This window comes from Mesorhizobium sp. WSM4808 (assembly GCF_055811675.1).
In genome coordinates this window covers 63,666-78,523 of record NZ_JBVVQX010000022.1, presented here as the reverse complement: position 1 = coordinate 78,523, position 14,858 = coordinate 63,666, and the positions used below count along the sequence as shown (strand labels likewise).

Annotated in this window: 16 protein-coding genes and 3 pseudogenes; 10 read left to right on the top strand and 9 right to left on the bottom strand. The window is 64.8% G+C overall.

Translation table 11 applies throughout. The features are described 5' to 3' along the window. Positions 1–15: 15 nt before the first annotated feature. Positions 16–849 (bottom strand): helix-turn-helix transcriptional regulator, encoded by an 834-nt coding sequence (locus tag AC0L2U_RS29690; protein ID WP_164781862.1) that lies wholly within the window; start codon positions 847–849, stop codon positions 16–18. 90 nt (positions 850–939) lie between these two features. Between AC0L2U_RS29690 and AC0L2U_RS29685 the strand changes: the two genes are divergently transcribed. Next, positions 940–1,830, top strand: coding sequence for an SDR family oxidoreductase (locus tag AC0L2U_RS29685; RefSeq protein ID WP_128289559.1), 891 nt, complete (start codon positions 940–942; stop codon positions 1,828–1,830). Positions 1,831–1,910: 80 nt separating this feature from the next. Here AC0L2U_RS29685 and AC0L2U_RS29680 read toward each other — a convergent pair. The 3 genes and pseudogenes from AC0L2U_RS29680 to AC0L2U_RS29670 form a co-directional block, all read right to left on the bottom strand. Next, a pseudogene (locus tag AC0L2U_RS29680) lies at positions 1,911–2,608 on the bottom strand (RibD family protein). A 4-nt stretch (positions 2,609–2,612) separates the two neighbouring features. After that, entirely contained in the window at positions 2,613–3,014 is a 402-nt protein-coding gene (locus AC0L2U_RS29675) for a type II toxin-antitoxin system HicB family antitoxin (protein ID WP_127322197.1), read from the bottom strand. A 5-nt stretch (positions 3,015–3,019) separates the two neighbouring features. Continuing rightward, positions 3,020–3,207 (bottom strand): annotated as a pseudogene (locus AC0L2U_RS29670) (type II toxin-antitoxin system HicA family toxin). A 358-nt stretch (positions 3,208–3,565) separates the two neighbouring features. Between AC0L2U_RS29670 and AC0L2U_RS29665 the strand changes: the two are divergent. The 5 genes and pseudogenes from AC0L2U_RS29665 (at position 3,566) to AC0L2U_RS29645 (ending at position 7,618) form a co-directional block, all read left to right on the top strand. After that, positions 3,566–4,513 carry a substrate-binding domain-containing protein gene (locus AC0L2U_RS29665; protein ID WP_013530574.1) on the top strand — a complete coding sequence of 316 codons (948 nt, stop codon included), beginning with the start codon at positions 3,566–3,568 and terminating at the stop codon, positions 4,511–4,513. A 221-nt stretch (positions 4,514–4,734) separates the two neighbouring features. Next, positions 4,735–5,163, top strand: a pseudogene (locus tag AC0L2U_RS29660) (ATP-binding cassette domain-containing protein); the annotation flags it as partial. Continuing rightward, positions 5,158–6,204 carry a sugar ABC transporter ATP-binding protein gene (locus AC0L2U_RS29655; RefSeq protein ID WP_473603084.1) on the top strand — a complete coding sequence of 349 codons (1,047 nt, stop codon included), beginning with the start codon at positions 5,158–5,160 and terminating at the stop codon, positions 6,202–6,204. The pseudogene AC0L2U_RS29660 and the gene AC0L2U_RS29655, both read left to right, overlap by 6 nt. Beyond that, complete coding sequence (locus AC0L2U_RS29650; RefSeq protein WP_027035281.1) at positions 6,201–7,217, top strand: ABC transporter permease; 1,017 nt, start codon at positions 6,201–6,203, stop codon at positions 7,215–7,217. The genes AC0L2U_RS29655 and AC0L2U_RS29650 overlap by 4 nt, the downstream gene beginning before the upstream one ends. A 236-nt stretch (positions 7,218–7,453) precedes the next feature. Continuing rightward, on the top strand, positions 7,454–7,618 hold the full coding sequence (locus tag AC0L2U_RS29645; protein ID WP_164873689.1) for a hypothetical protein: 165 nt from the start codon (positions 7,454–7,456) through the stop codon (positions 7,616–7,618). 276 nt (positions 7,619–7,894) lie between these two features. On the opposite strand, the gene AC0L2U_RS29640 is transcribed toward AC0L2U_RS29645, so the two are convergent. Then, on the bottom strand, positions 7,895–8,263 hold the full coding sequence (locus AC0L2U_RS29640; RefSeq protein ID WP_473603080.1) for a hypothetical protein: 369 nt from the start codon (positions 8,261–8,263) through the stop codon (positions 7,895–7,897). Between the two features lie 188 nt (positions 8,264–8,451). Here AC0L2U_RS29640 and AC0L2U_RS29635 point away from each other — a divergent pair, with 188 nt between their 5' ends. Continuing rightward, complete coding sequence (locus AC0L2U_RS29635; RefSeq protein WP_127383501.1) at positions 8,452–8,754, top strand: hypothetical protein; 303 nt, start codon at positions 8,452–8,454, stop codon at positions 8,752–8,754. Positions 8,755–8,826: 72 nt separating this feature from the next. On the opposite strand, the gene AC0L2U_RS29630 is transcribed toward AC0L2U_RS29635, so the two are convergent. Beyond that, a complete protein-coding gene (locus tag AC0L2U_RS29630; protein ID WP_473603079.1) occupies positions 8,827–9,531 on the bottom strand; it encodes an XRE family transcriptional regulator in 705 nt (234 codons plus the stop codon). Positions 9,532–9,734: 203 nt separating this feature from the next. On the opposite strand from AC0L2U_RS29630, the gene AC0L2U_RS29625 reads away from it, so the two are divergent. Together AC0L2U_RS29625 and AC0L2U_RS29620 are read left to right on the top strand one after the other, a co-directional pair. Further along, positions 9,735–10,001 (top strand): hypothetical protein, encoded by a 267-nt coding sequence (locus AC0L2U_RS29625; protein WP_473603078.1) that lies wholly within the window; start codon positions 9,735–9,737, stop codon positions 9,999–10,001. Between the two features lie 112 nt (positions 10,002–10,113). Further along, positions 10,114–10,758: a GcrA cell cycle regulator gene (locus tag AC0L2U_RS29620; RefSeq protein WP_473603077.1), complete on the top strand. Its 645-nt coding sequence runs from the start codon at positions 10,114–10,116 to the stop codon at positions 10,756–10,758. Between the two features lie 249 nt (positions 10,759–11,007). Here AC0L2U_RS29620 and AC0L2U_RS29615 read toward each other — a convergent pair whose 3' ends face one another. After that, positions 11,008–11,316 (bottom strand): DUF982 domain-containing protein, encoded by a 309-nt coding sequence (locus AC0L2U_RS29615; protein WP_164749149.1) that lies wholly within the window; start codon positions 11,314–11,316, stop codon positions 11,008–11,010. A 108-nt stretch (positions 11,317–11,424) separates the two neighbouring features. After that, positions 11,425–11,706 (bottom strand): DUF982 domain-containing protein, encoded by a 282-nt coding sequence (locus tag AC0L2U_RS29610; RefSeq protein WP_127268742.1) that lies wholly within the window; start codon positions 11,704–11,706, stop codon positions 11,425–11,427. A gap of 240 nt (positions 11,707–11,946) precedes the next feature. On the opposite strand from AC0L2U_RS29610, the gene AC0L2U_RS29605 reads away from it, so the two are divergent. Further along, the gene (locus tag AC0L2U_RS29605; RefSeq protein ID WP_473603076.1) at positions 11,947–12,540 is read left to right on the top strand and encodes a DUF6456 domain-containing protein; all 594 of its coding nucleotides are present in this window, start codon (positions 11,947–11,949) and stop codon (positions 12,538–12,540) included. Between the two features lie 110 nt (positions 12,541–12,650). Here AC0L2U_RS29605 and AC0L2U_RS29600 read toward each other — a convergent pair whose 3' ends face one another. Further along, the gene (locus AC0L2U_RS29600) at positions 12,651–14,675 is read right to left on the bottom strand and encodes an acyltransferase family protein (protein ID WP_473603075.1); all 2,025 of its coding nucleotides are present in this window, start codon (positions 14,673–14,675) and stop codon (positions 12,651–12,653) included. Positions 14,676–14,858: the final 183 nt, after the last annotated feature.

The following is a 14,858-nucleotide window of genomic DNA, read 5'->3' as shown; positions in this document are numbered from 1 at the left end:
CGGGTTATCAGGCCCTTACTCTTTGGGGTGTTGGGCGAGAGCCAGCGCGCGAATACGGTCGGCGACGGCGCTGTCGACCGGGTTGTAGACGGTCAGGCTCAAATCCGGCCGGCCGTCGACCGCGAAGCCCGAATATTCCAGCTCGATATCGCCGAGTTTTGGATGCTTGAGGCGCTTTGTCCCGTCGCCGTGGCTGAGCACGTCGTTTTCGCGCCACAGCGCGTCGAATTCAGGGCTAGCGCTGCAGAGTTCGTCGACGAGTTCGCGCACCTCGGAGACAGCGCCGGCGCGTGCCGCATCGGCACGGAACGAGCCGACCACGAAACGGGCCAGGTTTTGCCAGTCGTGCTGCCTGGCGCGGATATGGGGACTGAGGAACATGAAGCGCAGGATGTTGCGCTCGCCCTCGGGCAGGGCGCTGTAGTCGGTCAGCACGACCCGCGCGGCGCGGTTCCAGGCAACGACATCCCAGGTGGCGGTCCTGACTATGGCGGGGCTGGCATCGAGCGTGTCGATGAGGCGCTGCAGCCGTGGGCTGACACCCTCGGCACCGGTGTAGCGGACCTCGGGCGGGCGCCCGAGCCCCAGCATGAAAAGATGTTCGCGCTCCGCCTCGGTCAGCAGCAGCCCCTTGGCGATGCGATTGAGGACATCGGCCGAGGGCGCGCCGCCGCGGCCCTGTTCCAGCCACGTGTACCAGGTCGGGCTTATGTTGGCGCGCTGAGCGACCTCTTCCCGGCGCAACCCCGGCGTGCGTCGGCGGCCCGAAAAGCCGAAGGAAGCCGGATCGAGCCGCGTGCGCCGGTCTTTGAGGAACGCTGCCAGCGAGCCGGCGGAATTGGAGGGCATCCTGTTAGCCATTATACCATGATAAGATCACTACTTTAATAGAATAATAGACCAGCAATATTACGCAGGCAACTGCGCAGGAGATTTTGCATGCGTATCTTTCTCACCGGCGCGACCGGTTTCATCGGTTCGGCGCTGGTTCCCGAACTCATCCAGGCGGGCCACCAGGTGGTCGGCGTGACCCGCTCCGACGCCGGCGCCGAGGCGCTGGCTGCTGCTGGTGCCGAGGTGCACCGGGGGACCCTCGAAGATCCCGAGGGGCTGCGCGACGGCGCGGCCAAGGCGGATGCTGTGATCCACACGGCGTTCGACCACGATTTTTCGCGGTTTGCCGAAAATTGCGAAAAGGACAAGCGCGTCATCGCCGCACTCGGCGCCGCCCTGGCCGGCTCCGACCGGCCGCTGGTGATCACCTCCGGCGTCGGCATGGGCAGCCCTGGTCATGGCGAACTGGCAAGCGAGGACGTCTTCAACCCCAGCCATCCCAATCCGCGCATCGCCTCGGAGCTGGCCGGCAATGCCTTGCTGGACGCCGGCGTCAACGTGTCGGTGGTGCGGCTGCCGCAGGTCCACAACCCGGTCAAGCAGGGCCTCATCACGCCGCTCATCGAGATCGCGCGTGAAAAAGGCGTCTCGGCCTATGTCGGCGAAGGCCGCAATCGCTTCTCCGCGGGCCATCTCCTCGACGCGGCGCGGCTTTACCGGCTGGCCGTGGAAAAGCGGCAACCGGGAGCACGCTATCACGCGGTCGGCGAGGAAGGCGTCGAGGTGCGGGCCATCGCCGAGGCGCTTGGCCGGGGCCTGAAATTGCCGGTCGTTTCCATCGCGCTGGAAAGAGCGGCGGAGCATTTCGGCTGGATGGCGATGTTCGCGCCGATGGATCTGCCGGCCTCCAGCGCGCTGACCCAGGCACGGCTGGGCTGGCATCCGACCGGCCCGACGCTGATCGCCGATCTCGACGCCATGCAATACGCCGTTTGACCGGCTGAAGCGTCGGCGCAGAAGCGGGCCGCCAATCCGGGATAGCCGGGTTGGCGGTCATTTCCGTTCAGCGAGCAACGTCAAGCAGGGGTGACGGCGTAGCGCAGATGGACGAGCCCATGCGCCAAGGCCTCGCAGCTCATCAGGGACAACTGCATCTTGCCCGCCAGGCCGCTCTCGCCGAACTCGACGAAGGCCTGGTTGGCGGCGCGTCCATCGATCGCGGGCGCCACGAGAAGGCTCAGTTCATCGACGAGCCCGGCCGCAAGGAACGAACCGTTGATGCCGGCGCCGCCCTCAAGCAGCAGCCGGCTTATGCCGAGTTCGCTGCCGAGCACCTCGAGCACAGCCGCGAGATCGATGTCCGCCGCTTCCGACACGATATAGGACACGCCGTCGGCGGCGAGTTCGGCCAAATGGCTGTCGGCGACGTCGCGCCCAAGCAGCACCACGACATGGTCGCCGCCGATGTCCGGTTTGGAAAAATGAAGCTTGCCCGAGGCATCGAGCGCCACGGCATAACTGCCCGCATCCCTTTGCGCGAAATGATAGGGCCGGTCGACCTTGCCGGCATTGGCCGCGGATGCGCGCCGGCCTTGCTCATTTCGGCCACGGTGACACGGCCGACGATCCAGGCGTCGCCCGCGAGATCACTGTGGATATGCTCGTAGAGGCTCGACCACTCCGCCCGGGTCCCGTCCGGACTTGTCGTGTAGCGGCTTGGATGAAGGCCGCCGTCGAGTGATGCGAGCATATGGCAGATGATTTGCGGCTTCATCGGGTCACGCCGCTTCAAGCGCCATCACTTTTTCAGCGGCCTTTGCGAGAAACCCCGATCGGGTATAGCCATGAGCTTCGGCAAAGGCATCGATCCTTTGGAGAATGTCGTCGGAAAGCGTCACGTTGATACGCACTGTTTTCCTGGTCTGGGTCTGGGCCGAGACCAGGATTGCAACACCGTCGCGATTATCGGCGTCCGCCATCACAGCCTCCAAACTGGAGGGTTCAGGAACAGCCCCGCCATCCTCGACCAACCCTTCGATGTGGAGGGCGAGGGCCTCTTCAGCCATGGACCGGGCGTCATCCAGATCCTTGCCTGCGGTAATCACGCCTGGGAAATCAGGGAAAGACACACCGAAGTCGCTGTCGGCATCCTTATGGATAAGTCCGATATACTGCTTCATGGCCGTCACCTCAGTTTCAGTCCAGATTGTTTTTCGATGCTGCGCAGGGTGCCTATTGGAATATCGCGCTTGGGATGAGGACGGTGACCCGCCCTAGCCTGTCGCGGTGTTTGAATTGCGCATGACTACCCCTTCGGGCAACTTCAACCCACCCATCAGCTTCCAACAGGCGGATAATGTCGGCGCTTTTCATGTGTATTTATACACATTTAATGGTGGCCTTTCAATAAGGAAGTCAGTCAACGCCAAATAGGCCGCAGGAGGCGATGCGCCGTGTCTATTGTGCTGGGAAGCATGCCCACGATCCAGAAATCCGACAATTCCGATAATTTGCCGAACAGCGCTGTTATATCGAGGTTGCACAAATGGTTGGCGCTGGGTTAGCATCCCTGCGCAGGCGTCGGTGGGAGGCTCTTTTTACAGCGGCGGCCAGCTGGAGCGGCATGCGTTTTCGGGCGCAGGGAGGATGCTCCACACTTTGAACCGACGCATGATCCTTCCTGAAACCGATCCCGGTTTTCGGGTCGTGCGTTCTTGTGGAGGAGGATCCCATGAACAGACGTGAATTCCTGCTGTCGTCCGCGGCTTTCGGCGCCATGATGGTCGCCGCGCCCTCGGTGTTTGCGCAGGACAAGCTCACCATCCTTGGCTCGGTGCCCAGTCTCGGCTTTCCGTTCTTCGTGCACATGCTGAACGAGATCAAGGCGGAAGCCGCCACGCAAGGCGTCAATTTGACCGAAAGCGACGGCCAGAACTCGGCCACCAAGCAGACCGCCGACATCGAGGCGGCCTTGGTGCAGAAGGTCAACGCCATTGTCATCTCGCCGCTCGACGTCAACGCGCTGGCGCCGGCCATCGAGGAAGCGGTCAAGGCCGGCGTTCCGGTGGTGACGATCGACCGCCGCGTCGACGGCGTCGAGGGCATCCTCGCCCATGTCGGCGCCGACAACGTCAAGGGCGGCGAGGCGGAAGCCAACGCGGTGGTGGCGGCATTTCCCAATGGCGCCAAACTCTTCCACCTTCAGGGCCAGCCCGGCGCCGGCCCGGCGATCGACCGCAACAAGGGCGTTCACAACGTTCTCGATCCGCTGAAGGACAAGTACCAAATCGTCTTCGAGCAGACCGCCAACTTCGCCCGCGCCGAGGCGCTGTCGGTGACCGAGGCCGGCCTTGCCGCCAACGGCAAGCCGGACGCCATCGTCTGCGCCAATGACGACATGGCGCTCGGCGCCATGGAGGCTTGTGCCGCGCGCAACTTCACCGACGTCAAGATCTACGGCTTCGATGCACTGCCGGAAGCGCTGGTCGCGGTGCGTGACGGCAAGCTTGCGGGCACCGTCGAGCAGTTTCCCGGCGAGCAGTCGCGCACCGCGGTGCGCATCGCGGTGGCCTTTGCCAAGGACAAGACCGAGCCGAAGGAGAAGCTGGTGCTGCTGACGCCGATCGTCATAGGCAAGGACAATCTCGACAAGGCGGAGCGGATTGGCGAGACGAAGTAGGGGTTTGGCGGGGATCGGCCGATTGGCAAAGCCGGCGGGACAGCGCTCCCCTCTGTCCTGCCGGACAGAGGGGGGCGTTCAAGCGCTGACAGGCGACATCAACTGCATGGAAGGAGCCACCCTTGCCGCCAGCCGCTGAAGCCGCATCGTCCGAACCCATCCTGCTTGCCGTCGAAGGCATCACCAAGCATTTCTCGGGCGTCACCGCGCTCAGCGACGTCTCGCTCGATATCCGCCCCGGCGAGATCCTCGGCCTGCTCGGCGAAAACGGGGCCGGCAAGTCGACGCTCTTGAAAATCCTCTCGGGCGTCATGCCGCCGTCGGGCGGCCGCATCATTTTCGACGGTGCCGGTTATCATCCATCCAGCCCGCAGGATGCCAAGCGGCTCGGCATCGTCACCATCTACCAGGAGCTCAGTCTGATCCCGACGCTGACCGTGGCGGAAAACATCTTTATCGGCCGCGCGCCGACCGGTCCGTTCGGGTTGGTCAGTTGGAGGCGGATGGAGCAGGACTCCCGCACGATCATCGCCCGCGTCGGCCTCTCCATCGATCCGATGACGCCGGTGTCGGCGCTGTCGGTGGCCGAACAGCAACTGGTCGAGATTGCCCGCGCCCTGTCGCTGAAAAGCCGGCTGATCATCATGGACGAACCGACCTCGGCGCTGACCGAGACCGAGGTGCAGCGGTTGCTGTCGATCATGGACCGGCTGCGCAAGGACAAGGTCGCCATCATGTTCGTCACCCATCGGCTGGAGGAAGCCTCCGCCATCTGCGACCGCATGACGGTGCTGCGCGACGGTAGGCTGGCCGGGCATCTCGACCGTGAGGGTGGACCGATCGCCCTGCCCAAAATCATCGAGAAGATGGTTGGCCGCGCGGCGTCCGAGCTCTACGCCCGGCCGGCGCAACGCGCGGTGGCCGGCGATGTCGTGCTGTCGGTGCGCGGCCTGCGCACCGTGCGCGATCCCGAAGCGCCGCACGCCATCGTGCTCGACGGCGTCGACATCGACCTCAAGGCCGGTGAAATCCTCGGCGTTGCCGGGCTTGTCGGCTCGGGCCGCACCGAACTGGCGCGCGCCATTTTCGGCGCCGACCGCATCGCGGCCGGCACCATCACGCTCGATGGCAAGCCGATCGCCCCGGCATCGCCCGCAGACGCCATTGCGCTCGGCATCGGCCTGCTGCCGGAGGACCGCAAGCACCAGGCGATCTTTGCCGCGCTGGGCATCCTGCCGAATTTCTCCATCGCTTCGCTAGGCAGCTTCAGCAACGGTTTCGGCTTCATGGCCGAGCGGCGCGAGCGCGATGCGCTGTCCGGGTTTCGCAAGATGCTGTCGATCCGCATGGCTTCGGCCGAGCAGGCGATCGAAGGCCTGTCGGGCGGCAACCAGCAGAAGGTGATCCTGGCGCGCTGGCTGGCGCGCGATCCGAAAGTGCTGATCGTCGACGAGCCGACGCGCGGCGTCGATGTCGGCGCCAAGACAGAGGTGCACCAGATCCTGGTGCAGCTTGCGGCGCGCGGCATTGCGGTGATGATGATTTCGTCCGAGCTGCCCGAGGTGCTTGCGGTGTCGGACCGCATCGTCACCATGCGCCGGGGCCGCATCACCGGCCAGATGCCGGGCGTCGAGGCAAACGAGGAAAGACTGATGGAACTGATGGCACTCGACCGCAAGGAGACACTATGAGCGTGGCGGGGGAACAGGATCAGCGCGGCGGCATCAACTTCGCGCGGCTTTTGATGAGCTTCGGGCCGCTGCTGTTCCTGGTGGCGCTGATCATCGTCTTCACCGTGCTGAAGCCGAGCTTCATGGACCCGATCAATTTGTTCAACATCACAAGGCAGATCTCGATCACCGGGCTGATCGCGCTCGGCATGACCTTCGTCATCCTGACCGCCGGCATCGATCTGTCGGTAGGCTCGCTGCTTGCCTTTTGCGGCATGGTCGCCGCCGTGGTCGCCAAGGGCGGCTCCGCCAACACGCTGTCGCTGTCGACGAGCGGCACGCAAGGATTCGGCTGGTTCGCAGCACTCTTGGCCGCCGTCGTTGTGGGCGCTGCTGCCGGCGGGGTGCAAGGGCTTGTCATCACCCGGCTGAAAGTGCCGCCCTTCGTCGTTACGCTGGGCGGGCTGACGGTGTTTCGCGGGCTGACGCTGACCATCTCAAACGGCGGCCCGATCTCGGGCTTCGACGCCTCGATGCGCTGGTTCGGCACCGGGCTGATCGGCCCCGTGCCGGTGCCGGCGCTGATCTTCGCCGCGGCCGCCATCCTGTGCCATATCGTGCTGCGCTACACGCGCTACGGGCGCGCTGTCTACGCCGTCGGCGGCAATGCCGAGGCGGCAAGGCTGTCGGGCCTGCGCGTCGACCGTATTCTGGTCTCGGTTTATGTCATCGTCGGCTTCTTCGCCGGCCTCGCGGCCTTCGTGCTGTCGGCGCGGCTGAATTCCTCGGAAGCGGTCGCCGGTATCGGCTACGAGCTGACGGTCATTTCGGCCGTCGTCATCGGCGGCACCTCGCTGTTCGGCGGCATCGGCTCGGTCGGCGGTACGGTGGTCGGCGCGGCGCTCATCGGCGTGCTGCAGAACGGGCTGCAGTTCAACAACGTCTCGTCCTATACGCAAAGCATCGTCATCGGGCTCATCCTGATCCTGGCGGTGGCGTTCGACCGGTGGCTGAAATCGCGGGTGAGAAGGTGAGGGGGACGGTTCTCCCTTCTCCCCCTGTGGGAGAAGGTGGCCTCGCGAAGCGAGGTCGGATGAGGGGTGTTCCAGGGAACGCCAACGCCCCATTCCGTCACGCACCCCTCATCCGTCTCGGCGCTATCGCGACGATCCACCTTCTCCCACAAGGGGAGAAGGGGAGCCCCCCTTTCTTGCAAAACAGCCGTCCTTTGCTAGAAAGGTTTTGGCGGGTGGCATCGTGAGAGAACCTAATGTTTGCCGATATCATCAGACCGATCACCCTAGGTTTTTCGCTGCTGCGGCGGTTCTGGCCGCAACTCGTGGCACTCGTGCTGGCCGGCGTGCTGGTCGGCGATCTCCTCATGCAGCTCGCGGCGAAGGTGGCGCTGGCCAATCACTTCGCCGGGCGCGGCTGACATAGGCGCGCATCGGCTGGACCCGCCAGCGCCCGGCGTCGATGGCGGCATTGGACGGCAATTGCGGCGGGGCGTGGGCGGGCAGGGCGCCGAAGGCCCCCATCAGGCCGGCCACAAGCAGGGCGGCGATGGTTCCCGCGCCGGCCGTTATCCAGGTCTGAAATTTTGAGCGGGCAGTCTTGAACATTCCAAACTATGCACGTCGACGATCAGCCACCCCTGCGCAGTCTAGAAAGAAAAAATTGCTGATGGAACCCGCAAATGGCTGGTCCAGCCTCACGCTGCTTCGCGCGCCCATAGAAGATGGCCATGGCGACGAAAATACCGTGCCACCAGCCGTTGTTGCTTGGCCCTGACCAGGTCGGGCAAGCGCCGCTCTTGGCGCCAGCGCGGTATGTTGCGCCAGCAGGCTATGAAGCGGGCGGCGTCCTCAATGGCCTCTTCCGCCGAGAGCGCCGGGCCAATCGCGGCCAGGAACAGCGCTTGGAACGGTTTCAACTCGTCGATCACCGCCTTGCGCCTGACGTGATCCTGACGGGCGTGGGCGATGCCGTTTCGGCGGATGGCTTCGAAGGCTTCAAGCAGGGCCAGGCTGTCGCCGGCGTAACCGCAGGAACGGGCAAAATCGGCGGCAAAAGCGTCCATTATCGCTCCCGGGTCTGATGCAGTGGGCAGGTTCGTGTCCGACTCACATTTTTATATATATATGAAAGCATAACTCAAATTACACTAGAAGAAAACTTCTGCGAAAGTTTGAAAACTGCGACTCGACTCCCGGCTCAAAACGCAGGAATATGCGAACAAATCAGGAACAAAAAGGATGGGGAGGGGCGATGGCATTACCGGGCAAGGAGCCGACAATCGCGCATGTCGCCTCGATCTCGGTCGAGTGCGCCGATTGCGGCCGCAACAGGTGGTGGCGACCCGATCAGCTGAAGCGGTTCGGGGTGACGGGGAATACGCCGCTGTCCGCTCTGTCGGGCCGCATCGTCTGTTCGGCCTGCCGTGCCGACGGACTGCCGGGGGCGACGGTTACGATCCAGGCGGCGTTTGTCGACGAGCGCCAGCGCGTGCGCAGCGAAGCGCGGATGCTGAATGAGCGCGAGGTGCCGCTGGAGGGATCACGGCGGGCTTGAGTTTTGTCGAAGGAAGGGTGCCAGCGCTGGTTCTTCCTTCTCGCAGGGGGGAGAAGGAAGAACGCCCCGTCCTCAATACCCCAGCAATTCCTTCAGCGGAATCACGCGCCAGACATGTTTGATGGCGTAGCGGTTGAAGGTCAGCGTCTTCGGCGGATTGTACTGCTCGACCACCAGCTCGCCCGCCGTGCGCTTGACCAGCTTCTTGATGAAGGCCTTGCCGTTGCGCTCGTTTTCTTCGGGGAAGGTCTCGATCACCACATGGTCGCCGGGCACCGCGTCGCGGCCGCCGCAATAGATCAGGTCACCGGGCTCGTAACGCGGCACCATGGAATCCGAGAGCACGTGCAGGGCGAACACCTTCGGCAGGTTGCGCACCCCCGGCGGGCGCTGGACATAACCCGCCGGCTCGCCGTTGAAGGTGAAATCGCCATCGTCGCCGCCGACGGCCGCGCCCAGCACCTCGATATCCGTCGACCCGGCGGGTAGCGGACCGGCATCGGTGACGATCTCCGCATCGGCGACCGGTCCGGCATCGTCGAGAAACACGACCTGCCCTTGACCCAGCGCCACCGGGTCGACGCGCAGGAAGGCGGCGGTCTTCAAGAGGTTCTCGGTCTTGGGCAGATTGCGGCCGGTTTCCCAATTGCCGACGGCGGCGACATCGGTGTCGTTGTGCTCGGCGATGTGGCGCATGACCATGCCGCGCTGCTTGCGCGCCTTGCGGATCGCCGCCCCGACCTTGATCGACAGTTCCGTTCTTGCCATGGCGACCATGTGAGTGATGAAAGCGGCTCTCGTCTATGAAAGAATGACTTGCATAGATTTATAAGTTATGCTTATATACGGGTATGCAAAACCTGTCCACCTTTGATGGCGCAATCGCGCCGGCCCCGTGCGCGGTGTGCCCGGCGGCTGTCGCCCCCCTTTCATCCCGGCTGTCCTCCTCCCCGGCCAGGATGAAGCCCGAGGCTCGGTGCTTGACTGCACCAGCCCCGGGTCCGGTCCGCCCGTCTCCGGCGACCGGAACGGCCGGAGCCGCCGCTCCCAGCGGCTCCGGCCCCCAATCCGACCGGCATGGCGCCGGCGCTGTTTTTTCAGCTGGCCGCTCCTGCATCCGCACCGAGGACGGCACCGTCATCCTGTTCGACAGGCCAACGGGCAGGGCGGTTTCCGCCCTGGATAGAAACACGGCCGATGCGCGGCTTCTGCACCTTGCCGGCGGGAAATCTACCCAATCCGGCTGAGGCTGGTCGGCTGACAGCCGGCTCGTGAAAACAACCTGACTGCGACCCGGCCACCGGGTCGAACCTTGACGCTGCCCGACGGCGCGCGGCCGAACTTTGGATGGAGCTGGATATGGCAAGCTATAGCGACGCGGAATTGCACGAGATCGGCCGCTGGCTGAAGGACGGGCTTTCAGCCTCCAGGATTGCAGTCGCGTTCAGCGCGTTGCGCGGCAGCCCGGTGCCGCGCGACGCCATCATCGGCATCGTGCACCGTAACGCCATGCTGGGCGCGATCGGTTTTGCCAATGGCAAGGGGCCGCCGCCGCGAGCCGGACAGGCGGTGGGCAAGCGCGCTGAAAGCAAGCGGGCGACTGGCGCCCCGGGGACTGCGGCGCCTGTCTTCGGCAAGATGCATGGCCTGCTTGCCACCAAGGACGGGCGTGAAGTGGCCCGGCCCAGGCGCCATTCGTTCGTGCGCGAGGTAGGCGTGCTGATCGCCGACGGCGTAGCCTATCGCCTGGAGACGCCGGCGCCGCCGCGCGCGGCCATCGGCCGGCAGCCGCATGGCGTGGCGATGCGTTTCATCGATTGCCTGTTTTCACGCTGCCGCGCGCCGCTGGATCTGACGGTGGAGGAGGATTCTGAAAACGATGCGCCAGGCAGCCGGCCGGGCGCCGACATGCTGTGCTGCGGCATGCGCACCGGGGCGCTGAAAAGCTATTGCACCTACCATCAGGCGCGCTTCCAGCGCCGCGTATTTGTGGCGACGGGGTGAGGCTTGGTCTCTTCTCCCCGTTCACGGGGAGAAGGTGCCGGCAGGCGGAGGAGGGGCAGCGCTGACGAGGCAGGATTGAAAGCTGACATGAAATTCAAGCATCCGATTCAGATGCCACTTACCGAAGCGCTGGCGCCGCCCCTCATTGCCCTGCCGGGCGTTCGCTGTTCGAAAAGCCAAGCAATTGGCTTTTCGTCCGCTGCGCGGACCACACCTCACCCCCGTGAACGGGGAGAAAGAAGCAAAACCTTATTTCGGCATTTGCCGGCCTTGCTTGGGCGTGCGGCTCTGCATGCTCCTTGCGTCCATCGCCATCGCCGGGTTGCCCTCGTCGACCAATATGCCGGTCACCCGGGCAAAGCCGGTAAACACCTTCATGGCGTCGGCTTCGGAAATCTGCGCGGCGATCGCCGCGCTGCAGGCGTTCAGCGCACTGCGGTAGACATGGCCGCGTCGCTCGAGCGGCCAACGCTGCAGAAAATCGGCGGCTTCGCTGACGCTGTCGATCTCTTCGATCTCATCTTCCACCCGCACTTTGAGCGGCACTCCGGTTTTCATCGTACCCACGGCGTTCACCTTCGCTTTGCGCGCGGCTCCAACTACCGCATCGATAAACGCGCCCCGCTGGCGGCCGGTTGCATCAATTTTTCGGCCGGCGCGCGATCCTCATGGGCTAGCCACCGCGTTCAGCCAGTCATGGGCGCGGCTTTTGGGCCTGGCCACCAGTATGTTCTGTTGCTTGGCCGCCCTGGTGAAGGCGTCGAACGCAATGCGCTGGCAGCAGATGCCTTCGACGGCGAGCGTAACCAGCCGCGTCGCCTCGAGATAACCAGGTGCTGTCTTGTCGGGCCATTGGTGGCGCAATGCCTCGGCTGCGCCGGCCACCGAACTGACCAGCATGGTTTTGTTATCGCAAAAGCGCACGGTAACCGGCATGAAGGCTGTCATCGGCGAACCTCCCCTTGGCATGGACGCGACATAACGTCGAAAGCTCGCGCCGGTTCCATCCTGGATGCCGGGCGGCAAGGATGCTGGCGCAGCGGCGAGGAGGCGACGACCTCCGATTCAACGAAGGCCAACCGAACGGCGGCTCTCTCCGCCCTGCCGACCATGTGGGGAGATGCCCAACAGCGCGAAGGATCGCCGCTTTGCCGTTCTCCATCATCCCGAGCCAACCAGGAGCCTCCCATGAGCAAAAGGACCAGACCCGTCAAACCGCAGGCGCCGAAATTGCCGAAGGGCGAGGCCGAGCAGGTGCGCATACGCCGCGAGATCGGCCATGATTTCGCGCTCAGGGATGACGCCTTCGGCCGCAAGCGGCTGGCGGCGGGCACGCTGGAGGCTGCTCGTGTCTACGAGGTGTCGAATGACGGCTACGCCGCCACCGGCGGCATCGTGCGGGTGCGCGCCATCGATGCGCTCGTCGGCATCACCTCGCTGTCGCGCCAGCAGCTCGAGGCAGGTCTGCGCTACCGCGAGAATTTCCGCTGCAGCCAGCAGGCTGATGTCAAGCCGATGCGCTGGACCGAGCGCGTCGACGGCGGCCGCGATGGCGGCGGCATCGCCGACAGTGTGCTCGACGCCGGCAGGGCCTATGCCGCCGCCACAAGAGCGCTAGGCCATTGGGAGGTGGCCGCCGTGGTGCGACAAGTCTGCTGCGCGGACGGTTCCCTCAAGCGCCTGTCCGAGCAGACCGGCGAAGGCCGGAACGTGGTGACGAAGCTGCTGAAGGTGGGGCTGGATCTGTTGGCAGTGCATTACGGGATGATGATGAGGCGGTGAGGGGTGAAATGGATCCGACCGGCGATGCCTGCCGGATCGGTGATCAAGCCCGTTCCACAGATTCGCAAGATGTGATGAACAATGCGGACCGGGCGCAGATACCCAGGCGCCTAAAACAGCGCCCGCTCCAGCGGCCCCGCCAGTGTCTCGGCAAAGCCCGTCGCCAGATGGTGCCTGTCACGAAACGCCAGCTTGCCTGATATGACGACGTGGCAGGTGGTCGGGCCGCAGAATTGGTTGGTGAGGTCGATGTAGCGGGTGTCGGGCACGCTGGTCACCACGGCGCGCTCGGCGGCGGCGGTGCTGTCGTTGGCGGCTTCGGCTCTTGGCGTGTCGCAGTGCGGCGAGGGTGCCTCGCGCCACCACAGGGTGCGCGCCACGCAGGAGCCGGCGAAGCTGGCGTTGATCGGCGTGTCGCGGATAACAGCCGTCTCGACACCGGCCCGGCTGAAGGCCTGCAAGGTCGAGCGCAGGCCGGCCTGCCAGCGCGCTACTTCAGCGGTGCGTTCGGCCGCGGGCAGGTCACGGATCAGATTGCCGATGGAAAATTCGGAGATCACCACCAGGCGCGGCTTGTGGCGGATGATCTCTGATATGGCCTGCTCGCGCCAGGCGTCGCATTCGGTGTAGTCGCGCTTCAGCACCGTGTTGAAGGTGGAGAGCCGCGAAGCGCGGCACGATGATTTGAGATAGGTGATGATCTTTGTGTCGTTGCGCCTGGCTGCTTCGATCAGCGGCGTCGACCACTGGTCGGCGTGCGAATCGCCGAACAGCACGATGGTGCGGGTGGCGTCGGCCGGGCCGAACATGCAGGGTTTCGGCGTCACCGTTTGGAAGTCGGCCAGGCAGTTCTTGTCGACAGCCCGCGCGATGGAAGGTCTTTCGACCGCCTGCTCGATGCCGCGCTGCTCGGGGCCGATATTGCGCGTGGCCAGATGCGCGTTGGCATAGGCGACCGCCACGCCGGTGCCGGTCAGCATCAGCGCGGGAACCAGCACAAGGCCGGGAAAAGCGCGAAGCGGTTTTGCGCCTGGAATGGCCCTGGGAAAGGCGCGGGCGCCTACCGCCATCCAGGCGCCGCGCCGCGCCGGGTCTTCGATCAAATGATAGGTGAGCACCGACAGCGCGAGCGCCAGCACGCCACAGCCAAGGCGCTGCGGCACGGAAAGCTCCGGCGCCAGCATCCCGGCATAGACGATGACCGGCCAATGCCAGAGATAGAGCGAATAGGAGAGCGTGCCGATCCATTGCAAGGGCGGCAGGGACAAAGCGGTAGCCGGGCCAATGGCTTGCCAGCCGGTCCGCCTATTGCTCTGCGGCCCGCCGACGCCGCTCAGCAGCACCAGCACGGTGCCCGCCACCGGCAGCAACGCGTACCAGCCGGGGAAGGGCAGGTCCTCGCTCAACAGGAGATAGGCGGTCGCGATCAGCGCCAGGCCGAACCAGCCAAGTGCCGCCCGCAGCCAGATGCGATGCTGCAGCAACGCAATGGGGACCAGCGTCGCCAGGCCGCCGGCGGCGAACTCCCAGGCGCGCAGCGGCGAAAAATAGAAGGCCCAGGCCGGCGCCGCGCTGGTCAGCCACTGGCAGGCGGCGAAGGAGGCAAGACCGGCAACGCCGATCACGGCTGCGGCCGTTCGCCGGCCCGGCCGCAGCCAGGCGGCCAGCAGAAGCAGCGCCGGCCAGGCCAGATAGAACTGCTCCTCCACCGACAAAGACCAGAAGTGGATGAAGGGATTGCTGGTGGCATCGGCGGCGAAATAGTCGAACGACCAGCGCAGCAGCCACAGATTGATGGCATAGGCGGAGGCGAACATGGCGCCGCGCGAATAGAGCGCCTGCTCCTGCGGCGCCAGGATGAAGTAGCCGGCGGCCAGCGTAACCAGGATGACGAATAAAGCTGCCGGCAGAAGCCGCCGCGCGCGCCTGGCATAGAAGCGCCAAAGGTCGAGCCGGCCGGTCTCGCCGATCTCCTGCATGAGGTGGGTTGTTATCAGCCAGCCCGAGATGACGAAGAAGATGTCGACGCCGGCAAAGCCGCCGGGGAGCGCGGTGAGGCCGAAATGGTAGGCGACGACACCGCCGACGGCGAGCGCGCGCAATCCTTGTATGTCCGGCCGGAACGATGCTGCCACGACGGCTCCTTCGTGCAAGGCCCAGCCCCTGCGCAACGTCGGCCGGGCAGGCTGATATCGCAATGCAACAAATTTATCGCAGTGCAACATAGAGCAATTTTATCGCGGTGCAACATAGCTGGAAGGGAATGGGCCGGCGCGCCGGCCGGGCTTGATCGTTGCGTGGCGGGCTTGTCCGTGCGC